14 protein-coding genes are annotated in these 13643 nt (G+C 68.7%); all 14 read left to right on the top strand.

Annotated elements, in window-relative coordinates:
* The first annotated feature begins 1 nt into the window (after position 1).
* The 14 genes from HBF32_RS06480 to nuoG all read left to right on the top strand — a co-directional run bounded on the left by HBF32_RS06480 (position 2) and on the right by nuoG (position 13641).
* Positions 2-1348: an aminodeoxychorismate synthase component I gene (locus tag HBF32_RS06480; protein WP_425482184.1), complete on the top strand. Its 1347-nt coding sequence runs from the start codon at positions 2-4 to the stop codon at positions 1346-1348.
* Complete coding sequence (pabC, locus tag HBF32_RS06475; protein ID WP_166698888.1) at positions 1345-2181, top strand: aminodeoxychorismate lyase; 837 nt, start codon at positions 1345-1347, stop codon at positions 2179-2181. Before HBF32_RS06480 ends, pabC begins: the two co-directional genes overlap by 4 nt.
* Positions 2178-3206, top strand: a complete 1029-nt coding sequence (mltG, locus tag HBF32_RS06470; RefSeq protein WP_166698887.1) for an endolytic transglycosylase MltG — start codon at positions 2178-2180, stop codon at positions 3204-3206. The genes pabC and mltG overlap by 4 nt, the downstream gene beginning before the upstream one ends.
* A complete protein-coding gene (gene tmk / locus HBF32_RS06465) occupies positions 3197-3847 on the top strand; it encodes a dTMP kinase (RefSeq protein WP_166698886.1) in 651 nt (216 codons plus the stop codon). Before mltG ends, tmk begins: the two co-directional genes overlap by 10 nt.
* Positions 3844-4779, top strand: a complete 936-nt coding sequence (holB, locus tag HBF32_RS06460) for a DNA polymerase III subunit delta' (protein ID WP_166698885.1) — start codon at positions 3844-3846, stop codon at positions 4777-4779. The genes tmk and holB overlap by 4 nt, the downstream gene beginning before the upstream one ends.
* 88 nt (positions 4780-4867) lie before the next feature.
* Positions 4868-5830: a PIG-L deacetylase family protein gene (locus HBF32_RS06455; protein WP_166698884.1), complete on the top strand. Its 963-nt coding sequence runs from the start codon at positions 4868-4870 to the stop codon at positions 5828-5830.
* Between the two features lie 34 nt (positions 5831-5864).
* Positions 5865-6224 carry a PilZ domain-containing protein gene (locus tag HBF32_RS06450; RefSeq protein WP_166698883.1) on the top strand — a complete coding sequence of 120 codons (360 nt, stop codon included), beginning with the start codon at positions 5865-5867 and terminating at the stop codon, positions 6222-6224.
* A gap of 300 nt (positions 6225-6524) precedes the next feature.
* Entirely contained in the window at positions 6525-6881 is a 357-nt protein-coding gene (locus HBF32_RS06445; RefSeq protein WP_166698882.1) for an NADH-quinone oxidoreductase subunit A, read from the top strand.
* Positions 6872-7426 (top strand): NuoB/complex I 20 kDa subunit family protein, encoded by a 555-nt coding sequence (locus tag HBF32_RS06440; protein WP_166698881.1) that lies wholly within the window; start codon positions 6872-6874, stop codon positions 7424-7426. The genes HBF32_RS06445 and HBF32_RS06440 overlap by 10 nt, the downstream gene beginning before the upstream one ends.
* A gap of 15 nt (positions 7427-7441) precedes the next feature.
* Positions 7442-8167: an NADH-quinone oxidoreductase subunit C gene (locus HBF32_RS06435; protein ID WP_166698880.1), complete on the top strand. Its 726-nt coding sequence runs from the start codon at positions 7442-7444 to the stop codon at positions 8165-8167.
* Between the two features lie 27 nt (positions 8168-8194).
* The gene (locus HBF32_RS06430) at positions 8195-9424 is read left to right on the top strand and encodes an NADH-quinone oxidoreductase subunit D (protein ID WP_193570431.1); all 1230 of its coding nucleotides are present in this window, start codon (positions 8195-8197) and stop codon (positions 9422-9424) included.
* 23 nt (positions 9425-9447) lie between these two features.
* On the top strand, positions 9448-9975 hold the full coding sequence (nuoE, locus tag HBF32_RS06425) for an NADH-quinone oxidoreductase subunit NuoE (protein ID WP_166698878.1): 528 nt from the start codon (positions 9448-9450) through the stop codon (positions 9973-9975).
* Positions 9976-9985: 10 nt separating this feature from the next.
* Positions 9986-11329 carry an NADH-quinone oxidoreductase subunit NuoF gene (gene nuoF, locus HBF32_RS06420; protein WP_166698877.1) on the top strand — a complete coding sequence of 448 codons (1344 nt, stop codon included), beginning with the start codon at positions 9986-9988 and terminating at the stop codon, positions 11327-11329.
* Positions 11326-13641, top strand: a complete 2316-nt coding sequence (gene nuoG, locus HBF32_RS06415) for an NADH-quinone oxidoreductase subunit NuoG (protein WP_166698876.1) — start codon at positions 11326-11328, stop codon at positions 13639-13641. Before nuoF ends, nuoG begins: the two co-directional genes overlap by 4 nt.
* Positions 13642-13643 lie beyond the last annotated feature (2 nt).

Genomic DNA, 13643 nt, shown 5'->3' with positions numbered 1-13643 from the left:
GTTGGCCTTCGTCACGCGAACCCTGGCCGGCCGGCGCGATCTCCTCGCGCCGGCCGCGTCGTATCCGGAGCGCTACGCGGCGCTGCTCGCCAGCGCCGTCACCGGCACGCCGCAGGCGCGCTTCGACATCCTCTTCGCCGTGGGCAACGAATCGCTGACGCTCTCGGCCGATGGCATCACCCGCGACGAAGGCGGGAAGGCCCGGCCCGGCGGCTTCCTCGACGCCCTCGATGCCGCCTGGGCCGCGTACCGCCGCCCGCGCGTGGAGGACGGCCTGCCGTTCCACGGCGGCTGGGTGGTCTATCTCGCTTACGAACTCGTCGGGCAGATCGAGCCGAGCCTGCGGTTGCCCGCGTCGGTCGGCGCGACACCTGTCGCCCTGGCCCTGCGCGCACCGGCCGCCGCCATCGTCGACCATGTCGAAGGGCGCACCGTGCTCGTGGCGGAAGAGGGCGCCGAGGCGTGGCTCGATATCCTCGCCGCCGACCTCGATACCGCCGATGCCGACGAGGCGTTGCCGATGCCGGTCGCGGTCGACGAGGACGAACCGTCGCGTTTCCTCGAGGGTGTGCGCCGCGTGCAGGAGCACCTGCATGCGGGCGACGTGTTCCAGGTGAACCTTTCGCGCCGGTGGACGGCGCGCTTCGCCGATGCGCCATCGCCGGCGAGCCTCATGCGCGCGCTGCGCGCGGCGAATCCGGCACCCTTCGCGGGCCTGCTGCAACGTCCCGGCTGGGCCGTCGTCAGTTCGTCGCCCGAGCGCCTGGTGGAGGCGCGCGACGGTGTGCTGCAGACGCGGCCGATTGCCGGCACGCGGCCACGTGTCGCCGGCGACGACGATGCGGCGCGGGTGCGCGAACTCGTCACCCATCCGAAGGAGCGTGCCGAGCACGTGATGCTGATCGATCTCGAGCGCAACGACCTCGGCCGCGTATGCGTGCCCGGCAGCGTGTCGGTCGACGAGTTCATGGTGGTGGAGAGCTATGCGCACGTGCACCACATCGTGTCCAACGTGCGCGGCCGCGCACGCGAGGGCGTGACGCCAGGACAGGCGATCGCGGCGACGTTCCCGGGCGGGACCATCACCGGCTGCCCGAAGGTGCGCTGCATGGAAATCATCGGCGCGCTCGAGCGGGAACCCCGCGGCGCCTACACCGGCGCACTCGGCTACCTCGACGACAACGGCGACATGGATCTCAACATCCTCATCCGCACGCTGTCCGTGGAAGGCACCTCGGTCTCGCTGCGCGCGGGTGCGGGCATCGTCACGGACTCGGTGCCCGAGCGCGAGCTGGAGGAAACCCGCGCGAAGGCGCGCGGCCTGCTCCGCGTGTTCGGGCTGGCATGACGGCGCGGGTCTCCGTCGATTTCCTCGACACGGACCGTGTGTCCGTGTCGGATCGCGGTTTCACCTACGGCGACGGCCTGTTCGAGACCTTGCGCATCGTGCGCGGACGGGCACCGTTGTGGCCACGTCACGCGGCACGCCTGCGCGCGGGTTGCGAGCGCCTGCGGATCCCCCCGCCCGACATGGGGGCCGTGTTGAACGAAGCGCTTCGTCTCGCCGACGGCCTCGACGATGCCGTGGCCCGCGTCACGCTCACCCGCGGTCCGGGAACGCGCGGCTATGCGCCGCCGGCCGCGCCGCGACCGGTCCTGGCGGTCGCGGTCTCGCCGCTGGCGCTGGACGCCCCGGCGGCCCTCGCCGGCATCGCCGTCCGCCTGTGCGCGACCCGCCTTGCGATCCAGCCGCTGCTCGCCGGGATGAAGCACCTCAACCGCCTCGAGCAGGTCATGGCGCGTGGCGAGTGGGACGACCCCGGCATCGCCGAGGGCCTGATGCTCGATACCGCCGGCGACCTCGTCTGCGCCACGGCCGCGAATCTCTTCGCGGTGTTCGGTGGGCGGCTGGAGACGCCGCCGGTCGATCGCTGCGGGGTGGCGGGCGTCGCGCGCGCGGAAGTGATGGCGGTACGCGAGGTGGCGGAGACACGGCTGAACCCGGTTCGACTGGAACGGGCCGACGAGGTCTTCCTCACATCGGCCGTTCGCGGCATTCTCCCGGTTCGGGTCTTCGGAGCCCGCTCGTGGCAGCCCGGTCCCGTCACCCGCGCCCTGCAGGCGCACTGGCGCGACATCGGCCTGCCGTCGCTTGAAGGTCCCAAGGATTTCCACCGATGAAGATTCGCGGCCTCGCCCTTTGGCGAGCCCTCCTGATGACGGTGCTGGTCGCGGCGATCGCCGCGGGTGCGTGGCTGTGGTTCGACTGGGCGCGGTTCGCCCGCGCGCCGCTGGACATTCCCGTGGCGGGGCAGAGCATCGACGTCGCGCGGGGCGCCTCGTTCAAGGACATCGTGCGCGACCTGCGCGCGCGCAAGGTCACGCGGGCCTCGCCGCTCTACTGGCGCCTGCTGGCGATGGAGATGCGCGCTTCGGGCCGCCTGCACGCGGGCGAATACGCACTGCGCCCGGCGATGACGCCGCGCGAACTGATCGCCGACATGGCGGCCGGTAAGGTCAAGCAGCGCAACTTCACCATCGTCGACGGCTGGACGTTCGCCGACCTGCGCCGCGCGCTGGCTTCGGTGGACACGCTCGCGCACGACACGGCGGGGGTCGACGACGCTGGGCTGATGAAGCGCCTGGGTGCCGAGGGTGAGAACCCGGAAGGGCGCTTCCTTCCGGAAACCTATGCGTACGTGAAGGGCGATACCGACTCCAGCATCCTGAAGCGCGCGTATGCGGCGATGACGAAGACGCTGGATGTGGCCTGGGCCGGGCGCGCGCCGGACCTGCCGCTCGCCTCGCCCTACGAGGCATTGATCCTCGCGTCCATCGTGGAGAAGGAAACGGGCAGGGCGGACGAGCGTCCGCGCATCGCCGGGGTCTTCGTGCGCCGCCTGCAGCTGCGCATGCTCCTGCAGACGGACCCGACCGTCATTTACGGCATGGGCGCGGCTTACGCCGGGAACATCCGCCGCAGCGACCTCACCGCCGACAGTCCCTACAATACGTACATGCGGGTCGGCCTGCCGCCGACGCCGATCGCCCTTCCCGGGCGTGCGGCGATCCAGGCGGCGCTGCATCCGGCGGAAGGCAATGAGCTGTATTTCGTCGCCCGGGGCGACGGCAGCCACGTCTTCTCGTCGACCCTGGAACAACACAACCGGGCCGTGGCCTGCTACCAGTTGAAACGATGCCAGTGACGATCTCCCAACGCGGCCGGCTCATCACCCTCGAAGGCGGCGAAGGCGCCGGCAAGAGCACCTTGCTGCGTGGCCTGGAAGCGCACCTGCGCGGGCATGGCGTGGACCTCGTCGTGACGCGCGAACCGGGCGGCACCGCCGTGGGCGAGGCCGTCCGCGCCCTCGTGCTGGACGCCGCGAACAACGAACTCTGTGCCGAATCCGAGCTGCTGCTCATGTTCGCCTCCCGCGCGCAACTCGTCCGCCAGGTGATCGAGCCCGCGCTCGCCGCGGGCCGCTGGGTGCTCTGCGACCGCTTCACCGATGCCAGCTATGCCTACCAGGGCGGTGGTCGCGGCCAGCCCATGGAGCGCATCGCCGAGCTGGAGCGCTGGGCCGCCGAGGGCCTGAAGCCCGACGTGACGCTCCTGCTCGACCTGCCGGTCGGCGACGGCCGCGCGCGCGCGGCGGGCCGCGGCGAGATCGACCGCATCGAAGTGGAAGGCGACGCATTCTTCGAGCGTGTGCGCGACACCTATCGCGCCCGCGCCGCGGCGGAACCCGCGCGCTTCCGCCTGCTCGATGCCACGGCATCGAAGGACGACGTGCTCGCCCAGGCGATCGCCGGCGTCGAGGCGCTGCTCGCGGGGGCACCGTCGTGAGCCTGTGGCCCTGGCACGACGAGGCGTGGTCGCGCCTGCAGGCGCGGCGCGAGCGCGGCGCGCTCCCGCATGCGTTGCTGCTTGCCGGGCCGGCCGGCCTGGGCAAGCGCGACTTCCTCGCCGCCTTCGTGAAAGGCCTGCTCTGCCAGCACCCGGTGCAAGGCATGGCCTGCGGCACCTGCCGCGCCTGCCAGCTGGTGGCTGCCGGCACGCATCCCGACCTGGTCGCGCTGTCGTTCGGGCTGCGCAAGGACGGCGCCACGCGCAGCGAGATCGTCGTGGACCAGATCCGCGATCTTTCCCAAAGGCTGTCGATGGCCAGCCAGTTCGGCGGCTGGCAGGTGGTGACGATCGACCCGGCGGACGCGATGAACGCCGCGGCGGCGAACGCGTTGCTCAAGACGCTCGAGGAGCCGACGCCCTCGACCCTCCTGGCGTTGGTCGCCGACGAGCCGGCGCGACTGCCGGCGACGATCCGCAGCCGCTGCCAGCGCATCGATTTCCTGGTGCCGCCGCGCGAGACCGCGCTCGACTGGCTGCGCGCCCAGGGCGTGGCCGATGCGGCCGCCGCGCTGGATGCCGCCGGAGGCAATCCGGGCATGGCGCGCACGTGGGCCGCCGATGGCGCGCTCAAGCAACGCGGCGAGGTTCGCCACGACCTCAAGGCGCTTGCCGCGGGACGCGGCGACGCGATGGAGGTCGTGAAGCGCTGGCAGGCTGCCGATCCGTCGCGCTACCTGTGGTTCGCCGCGCAGGCCGTCACCGACGAATTGCGCGCCCGGGCATCCGGAACGCCGCCGCCGCTGGAGAGCCAGCTCGACGACGAGGCGCTCGACGGCTGGTACACGAAGGCGAACCGCGCGCGCGATGCCTTGCGGGGGCCGCTGCGGGCCGACCTCGTCCTGCTCGAGGTGCTGGCCGCCTGGCGTTGAGAGCCGGTTTTCCTGCGAGAGCCGTTGACGCGCTTTTATCGCGGCTTCGGTCTTAATCGAGCCGACGTTTCGATCCTCGGAGTTCTCCTTGCCACGCCATCCGGTCATCGACGGCAGCACCCGCCTCCTTGTCGTCGCGCCGCATCCCGACGACGAATCGCTGGCCGCCGGCATGCTGATCCAGCGCACGCTCGCCGCGGGCGGGCGTGCCGACGTGCTCCTCCTGACCGACGGCGACGACAATCCCTGGCCGCAGCGCTGGCTCGAGCGGCGCCTCGTGGTGGGTGCCGAGGCGCGGGCGCGCTGGGGCGCACGGCGGCGCGGCGAGGTCGCGGCAGCGCTGGGCCGGCTCGGCCTGGGCACCGACCACCTGCACGCCCTTGGCTGGCACGACATGCAGGTGACCAGCGAGCTGCGCCTGCGCCACGGCCAGGCCCTCGGCGCCATCCGCCGGGTGCTGGAGCGTGCGCGGCCGAACCTCGTCGTCATTCCCGACCTGGGCGACAGTCATCCCGACCATGGCTCGGCCCACGTGCTGGTACGCCTGGCGCTCGCCGCCACCGGGTCCATGGCCGAGGTGCTGACCTACATGGTCCACGGCACGGAGCGGTCCGCGCCGGAAGACCTGCTCGTGCCGGACCTGGACCCGGAGCGCCAGGCGACCAAGATCGGCGCCGTGCTGGAGCATGCGACGCAGATGGCCCTCAGCCGGAAGCGGATGCTCCGCATCGCGTCGCGGCCGGAGCGCTTCGACCGGCCCCCGCCGGCGCCGGGTACGGGGGCGTTGCGCCTGCCGTGGCGGCCGGGCCCGCTCGCCCGGGCCAGGCTGCGGGTGGTCCTCGCGGACGGGCAGGGCGTGGCCGTCTGGCCCTGGCGCAAGGCACCGCTGGAGCGGGCGGGCGGGGACTGGATACTTCCCCTCCGCGATACCCCCGGCCCGGCGTTCGTGAAGCTCACCGCCGACCTGTCCACCCCATGGATCTACGACCGCTATGGCTGGGCCGGGCAGGACCCGGAGCCGGTCGGGCTTGTCGCCCGGCCGGTGGGGTAGCTAGCATGGCGTCAATCAAGGGAATCCTATGTCCATGAACGCCACCAGCTCGTCTCCGCGACAGGGCATCCTTTCGCTGAAGATCAAGGACGTGAACTCGCTGTACATCTCGTACATGCCGTACCTGAAGACGGGCGGCCTGTTCGCGCCCACCGCCCAGCGCTACAGCCTGGGCGACGAGGTAGCCCTCCTGGTGACCCTGATCGACGAGAACGAGCGCATCTCCGTGGCCGGCAAGGTGGTCTGGATCACGCCTGTGGGCGCCCAGGGCAACCGGACGGCGGGGGTAGGGGTCCAGTTCAACGAGTCGCCGGAAAGCGAGGCCGCCCGGCAGCGGATCGAGGGCCTGCTGGCGGGCACCCTCGCCTCGGAACGTCCGACCCAGACCATGTGACCCCCAGGCGCCGTCCTGCGCCTCGCGTCCGTCCGTCCCGGGCGAAAACCCTGCGAATCCACTTTCGCAAGGCAGTTTCCCTTCATTAAGACTTGTCGGCATACCTGCACGCACTGGTACAATAGATCGGTTCCCCAACGTGAGATTGTGGATATCCGGAGTCGTTGGCGCGCTCGTTGCGCCGGCTCGGATCGGACCGTTTGGATCGATTCGATAAAAGCTCCGGCGACACTAGCCGGACCGCTCGTCCCCGTCGACGGTCACTGATGCGCCCAGCGAGGCGCGGAGGTACGCAGCATCGTGCTTGCCCAATACTGGCCCGTCCTGTTGTTCATCGCCGCAGCAGTCGGCCTTGGCATCGCCCTCCTGGTGATCGGCATGCTCGCCGGTCCGAAGCGTCCGGATGCGGAGAAGCTCGCGCCGTACGAGTGCGGCTTCGAGGCCTTCGAGGATGCGCGCATGAAGTTCGACGTGCGCTATTACCTCATCGCCATCCTCTTCATCATCTTCGACCTCGAAATCGCCTTCCTTTTCCCGTGGGCGGTGGTCTTCGACAAGATCGGCGTGATCGCGCTCGTCGAAATGGCGCTGTTCCTCGCGCTGCTCGTGGTCGGTTTCGCTTACGTCTGGAAGAAGGGAGCGCTCGAATGGGAGTGATGACCAGCATCGACCGGGTGATGCACAACCCGGAGCCGCTCAACCTCGTCGACGACATCCTGCGTCCCAACGGCGACGCGCCGGCGGTGAACCGCGGCTTCGGCGTCACGAGCATCGACGCCCTGATGAACTGGGCCCGCACCGGTTCCATGTGGCCGATGACCTTCGGCCTCGCCTGCTGCGCCGTCGAGATGATGCACGCGGGTGCCGCGCGCCTCGACCTGGACCGCTATGGCGTGATCTTCCGTCCCAGCCCGCGCCAGTCCGACGTGATGATCGTGGCCGGCACGCTGGTCAACAAGATGGCCCCCGCGCTGCGCAAGGTCTACGACCAGATGCCCGACCCGAAGTGGGTCATCTCGATGGGCTCGTGCGCCAACGGCGGCGGCTATTACCACTATTCCTATTCGGTCGTGCGTGGCTGCGATCGCATCGTTCCGGTCGACATCTACGTGCCGGGTTGCCCGCCGACGGCCGAAGCGCTGATCCACGGCATCCTGCAGCTGCAGAAGAAGATCCGCCGCACCCACACGATCGCGCGCTAACAGGGCCAGGGCATCATGAGCGTTACTAACGAGACCTCGCTGGTCGAACGGCTCGCCGCGCGCTTCGGCGACATGCTGAGCGTGAAGGTGGAGCGCAACGAAGTCACCGCCGAGGTGGCTCCGCGCGACCTCATCTCCGTCGCCACCGCGTTGCGCGACGAAGCCGGCTTCCGCTTCGGCACCATCATCGACGTTTGCGGCGTCGACTACTTCGGTTACGGCAAGACGGAGTGGGACACGGACACCGCGCAGGGCGAGAGCTTCTCGCGCGGCGTGGAAGGGCAGGCCACGGGCCGCTTCACCTGGGCCGAACGCCCGCGGGTCGAGCAGCAGCGCCGCTTCGCCGCGGTGATCCACCTGCTGTCGATCGAACACAACCAGCGCATCCGCCTGCGCGCGTCCTGCGAGGACGACGCGTTCCCGGTGGTGCCGTCGATCACGCCGATCTGGCCGGGCGCCGACTGGTTCGAGCGCGAGACGTTCGACCTCTACGGCATCATCTTCGACGGTCATCCCGACCTTCGCCGCATCCTTACCGATTACGGCTTCGTCGGTCATCCGTTCCGCAAGGACTTCCCGCTGATCGGCAACGTCGAGGTCCGCTACGACCCCGAGCAGAAGCGCGTGGTGTACGAACCGGTTTCGATCGAGCCGCGCGTGCTGGTGCCGCGCACGATCCGCAACGACGCCGACCTCGATCAGGCCAGGGCGGAATCCGCCGACCACTGGCGGGAGAATTAAGCCGTGGAAGAAATCCGCAATTACACGATGAACTTCGGCCCGCAGCATCCCGCTGCGCACGGCGTGCTGCGCCTCGTGCTGGAGATGGACGGCGAGACGATCGTCCGCGCCGATCCGCACATCGGCCTGCTGCACCGTGGCACCGAAAAGCTCGCCGAGTCCAAGCCGTTCAACCAGTCCATCGGTTACATGGACCGTCTCGACTACGTGTCGATGATGTGCAACGAGCACGCCTACGTGCGCGCCATCGAGAACCTGCTCGGCATCGAGGCGCCGCTCCGTGCGCAGTACATCCGCACGATGTTCGACGAGATCACCCGCATCCTCAACCACCTCATGTGGGTGGGCTCGAACGCGCTCGACCTCGGCGCCATGGCCGTCTTCCTCTATGCGTTCCGTGAGCGCGAGGAACTGATGGACGTGTACGAGGCGGTGTCGGGCGCGCGCATGCACGCCACGTACTACCGTCCGGGCGGCGTGTACCGCGACCTGCCGGAGCAGATGTCGAAGTACCGCGAGTCGCCGTGGCACAAGGGCGGCGACCTGAAGCGCCTGAACGCCTGGCGCGAAGGCTCGATGCTGGACTACCTGACGGAGTTCACCAACGACTTCCCGGCACGCGTCGACGAATACGAAGCGCTGCTCACCAACAACCGCATCTGGAAACAGCGCACGGTCGGCATCGGCGTGATCTCGCCCGAACAGGCGCAGGCCTGGGGCATGACCGGCGCCATGCTGCGCGGCTCGGGCATCGCCTGGGACCTGCGCAAGAAGCAGCCGTACGCCGCCTACGCGGACATGGACTTCGACATCCCGGTGGGCGTCAACGGCGATTGCTACGACCGCTACCTCGTGCGCGTCGAGGAAATGCGCCAGTCGAACCGCATCATCCAGCAGTGCGTGGCATGGCTGAAGGCCAACCCGGGTCCGGTGATGGTGCAGAACTACAAGGTCGCGCCGCCCAGTCGTGAAGAAATGAAAAACGACATGGAAGCGCTGATCCACCACTTCAAGCTCTTCACCGAAGGCTACGGCGTGCCCGCGGGCGAGACCTATGCCGCGGTCGAGGCGCCCAAGGGCGAGTTCGGCTGCTACCTCGTGTCAGACGGCGCGAACAAGCCTTTCCGCGTGCACCTGCGCGCGCCCGGCTTCGCGCACCTGTCCTCGATCGACGCTGTCGTGAGGGGCCACATGCTGGCCGACGTCGTTGCGATGATCGGCACCTACGATCTCGTCTTCGGCGAAGTCGACCGCTAAGAAAGACGGAGTGAACTTAAATCATGAAAGCCACCGGTCATTTCGAGCAGGTCAAGGACGTCGATCCCCTCGTCGTGCTCAACGATCACACGCGTGCCCACATCGATCACTGGGTGTCCAAGTTCCCGCCGGACCGCAAGCGCTCGGCGCTGATCCAGGGCCTGATGGGCGCGCAGGAACAGAACCAGGGTTACCTTAACGACGAACTGATCACCGCGGTCGCGAAGTACCTCGACCTGCCGGCGATCTGGGCCTACGAGATCGCGAGCTTCTACTCGATGTTCGAGACCTCGCCCGTCGGTCGCAACAACGTCGCCATCTGCACCAACATTTCCTGCTGGCTCAACGGCGCCGAAGGGCTCGTCCGCCACTGCGAGAAGAAGCTCGGCATCAAGACCGGCGAGAGCACCGCCGACGGCCGCATCTATCTCAAGCAGGAAGAGGAGTGCCTGGCCGCATGCGCCGGCGCGCCGATGATGGTCGTCAACGGTCACTACCACGAGAAGCTGACGACCGAATCGGTCGACGCGATCCTCGACGGTCTCAAGTGAGGTAAGGGCAATGGCTAGCACCACCGGTCCTGTCGGACCCGCACCGCAGGAACACCAGGTCGTCTACACGACCCTGCATTTCGAAAAGCCCTGGGCCCTCGAGAGCTACGAGAAGGTCGACGGCTACAAGGCCTGGCGCAAGATCCTCGCCGAAAAGCCCGATCCCGCCGCGCTGATCGAAGAGATCAAGAAGAGCGCGCTGCGCGGCCGCGGCGGCGCCGGCTTCCCCACGGGCCTGAAGTGGTCGTTCATGCCGCGCACCGCGCCGGGCCAGAAGTACATCCTGTGCAACTCGGACGAATCCGAGCCGGGCACCTGCAAGGACCGCGACATCCTGCGCTTCAACCCGCACTCGGTCATCGAAGGCCTGGCGATCGCCTGCTACTGCACCGGCTCGACCGTCGCCTACAACTACCTGCGCGGCGAGTTCCACCACGAGCCGTTCGAGCACATCGAGGAAGCCCTGAAGGAAGCCTATGCGGCCGGCCTGCTCGGCAAGGACATCGGCGGTTCGGGCATCGACGTGGACATCTACAACGCCCTCGGCGCCGGCGCGTACATCTGCGGCGAGGAAACCGCGCTGATGGAATCGCTGGAAGGCAAGAAGGGCCAGCCGCGCTTCAAGCCGCCGTTCCCGGCCGGCTTCGGTCTCTATGGCCGCCCGACCACGATCAACAACACCGAGACGTATGCCTCGGTGCCCGCGATCCTGCGTAACGGCGCGGAGTGGTTCCTCAACATCGGCAAGCCGAACAACGGCGGCCCGAAGATCTTCTCGGTGTCGGGTCACGTCAACAACCCGGGCAACTTCGAGATCAAGCTGGGCACCTCGTTCGCCGACCTGCTCCAGATGGCCGGCGGCGTGCGCAAGGGCAACAAGCTGAAGGCGGTCATCCCGGGCGGCTCCTCGATGAAGGTGCTGCCGGCGGAAAAGATCATGGAATGCACGATGGACTACGACTCGCTTCAGAAGGCGGGGTCGGGTCTGGGTTCGGGCGCCGTGATCGTGATGGACGAGACCACCTGCATGGTCAGCGCCTGCCATCGCATCGCCCGCTTCTACATGGCGGAGTCGTGCGGCCAGTGCACCCCGTGCCGCGAAGGCACCGGCTGGATGTATCGCGTGCTGTCGCGCATCGTCGAAGGCAAGGGCACCGAGGACGACCTGCATCGCCTGAAGGCGGTCGCGGGCCAGATCGAGGGCCACACCATCTGCGCCTTCGGCGAAGCGGCCGCGTGGCCGGTGCAGGGTTTCCTGTACCACTTCTGGCACGAATTCGAATACTTCGTGAAGCACGGCCGTTCGATGGTGGACGGCCCGGCTGACACGGTCACCACTGGAGTCGCTGCATGAGTGCGCAGCCCGTAGCCAATGCCGCGCCGGACCTCGTCAACATCGAGATCGACGGCGTGCCGGTGCAGGTAGCCAAGGGGTCGATGATCATCCAGGCGGCCGATGCCGTCGGTATTCCCATCCCGCGCTTCTGCTACCACCGCAAGCTCCCGATCGCCGCCAACTGCCGCATGTGCCTGGTGGAAATCGAGAAGATGCCGAAACCCGCGCCGGCCTGCGCCACGCCGGTGGGCGAGGGCATGAAGGTCTTCACGCGTTCGGACAAGGCGCTCAAGTCGCAGCGCAACGTGATGGAGTTCCTCCTCATCAACCATCCGCTCGACTGCCCGATCTGCGACCAGGGCGGCGAGTGCGAACTGCAGGACGTTTCGCTCGGCTACGGCCGTTCGGTGTCGCGCTTCAACGAGCGCAAGCGCACCGTCGCCGACGAGAACCTCGGCCCGCTGATCGCCACCGAGATGACCCGCTGCATCCAGTGCACGCGCTGCGTCCGCTTCACCAGCGAGATCGCCGGCACGTACGAGCTCGGCGGCATGAGCCGTGGCGAGAACCTGGAGATCGGCACCTATATCGGCAAGACGATCGAGAGCGAACTGTCGGGCAACATCATCGACGTCTGCCCGGTCGGCGCGCTGACCAACAAGCCGTTCCAGTTCCAGGCCCGCGCCTGGGAACTGATCGCGCGCCCGTCCATCGGCTACCACGACGCGCTGGGCTCGAACCTGTGGATGCACACGCGCCGCGGCGAAGTGCTACGCAACGTGCCGCGCGACAACGAAACCATCAACGAATGCTGGCTCTCGGACCGCGACCGCTACAGCCACCAGGGCCTGTACGCCGCGGACCGCGTGAAGTCGCCGATGGTGAAGCGTAACGGCCAGTGGTCGGCCACCACCTGGGACGACGCGCTGTCGGTCGCCCGCGAGGCGCTGAAGAGCGTCGCCGGTTCCGACATCGGCATGCTGGTGCACGGTGCCACCTCGAACGAGGAGGGCGAGCTGCTCGTCCGCCTCGCCCGTGGCCTGGGCAGCGCCCATATCGACCACCGCCTGCGCCAGCTCGATTTCGCCGACAACGCGTTCGCGAAGCCGTTCGCCTCGACCGTCGCGTCGCTCGACAAGGTCAAGGCGGCGCTGCTGGTCGGTTCCGACCTGCGTCAGGAAGTGCCGCTCCTCAACCATCGCGTGCGCCAGGCGGTGAAGAAGGGCGCGAAGGTCTATGCCGTCAACCCGGCGCACTTCAACTTCAACTATCCGCTGGCCGGCGAGTCGGTCGCCGCTCCGCATGCGCTGGTGAACGAACTCCTGGTGCTGGCCAAGGCCGCCGGCGAGAACGGCACGGCCGTGCCGGAGTCGCTCGCCACCGCGCTGCAGGGCGTGGAAACCACCGACGCCCATCGCGACGCCTTCAAGGCGCTGTCGACCGAAGGCGCGGTGGTGATCCTCGGTCACGCCGCCGCCACGCATCCGGAAGCGTCGTGGTTGCGCGCCATCGCCCGCTTCATCGCCCAGGCCTCGGGTGCCGCCTTCAACGAGATCCCGGTCGGCGCGAACGCGCTGGGCCTGTCCTCGATCGGTGTGCTGCCGGGTGCGGGCGGCCTCGACGCGCGCGCCATGCTGGCGCAGCCGCGCAAGGGCTACGTGCTTTACAACGTGGAACCGCCGCACGATTTCGCCGATGGCGCGCTCGCGCTGCAGGCTATGCACTCGGCGCAGACCGTCGTGGCTTTCGCGGCCTTCGCGGGCGAGGCGCTGAAGGACTCGGCGGACGTGATCCTGCCGATCGGTCTCACACCGGAGATCGACGCCACGCTCGTCAACGTCGAAGGCAACGCCCAGACCGTCCTCGCCGGTGCCAAGGCGCCGGGCGACGCGCGTCCGGGCTGGAAGGTACTGCGTGCCCTCGGCGGCGAACTGGGCCTGCCCGGCTTCGAGTTCGACGACCTTGCCGGCCTGCGCGACGGGCTGACCGTCCGCAACCCGGAGACCCGGCAGCAGCTCGCACAGCGCGGCACGGGTGCGACGCTCTCGCGTCTCGCCACGACGCCGATCTATCGCGGCGACGCGGTGCTCCGCCGTGCCGGCGCGCTGAACGCGCACCCGCTGAACCGGCCGGCCGCCGTCCGCATCAACGCGGACGTCGCCGGTGCGCTCGGCCTCGCCGAAGGCGGCAACGCCCGCATCGGCGATGCCGTCCTGCCGGTGGCGATCGACGCCACGGTGCCCGCCGGCGCCGTGTGGATCGAAGCCGCGCATCCCGAAACCGCCATGCTGCCCCCTTACGGCGCGGCCATCACCCTGAGCAAGGCATGACC

The sequence above is a fragment of the Luteibacter yeojuensis genome (assembly GCF_011742875.1).
Taxonomy (GTDB): domain Bacteria; phylum Pseudomonadota; class Gammaproteobacteria; order Xanthomonadales; family Rhodanobacteraceae; genus Luteibacter; species Luteibacter yeojuensis.
This window is presented reverse-complemented; position numbering and strand designations above follow the sequence as displayed.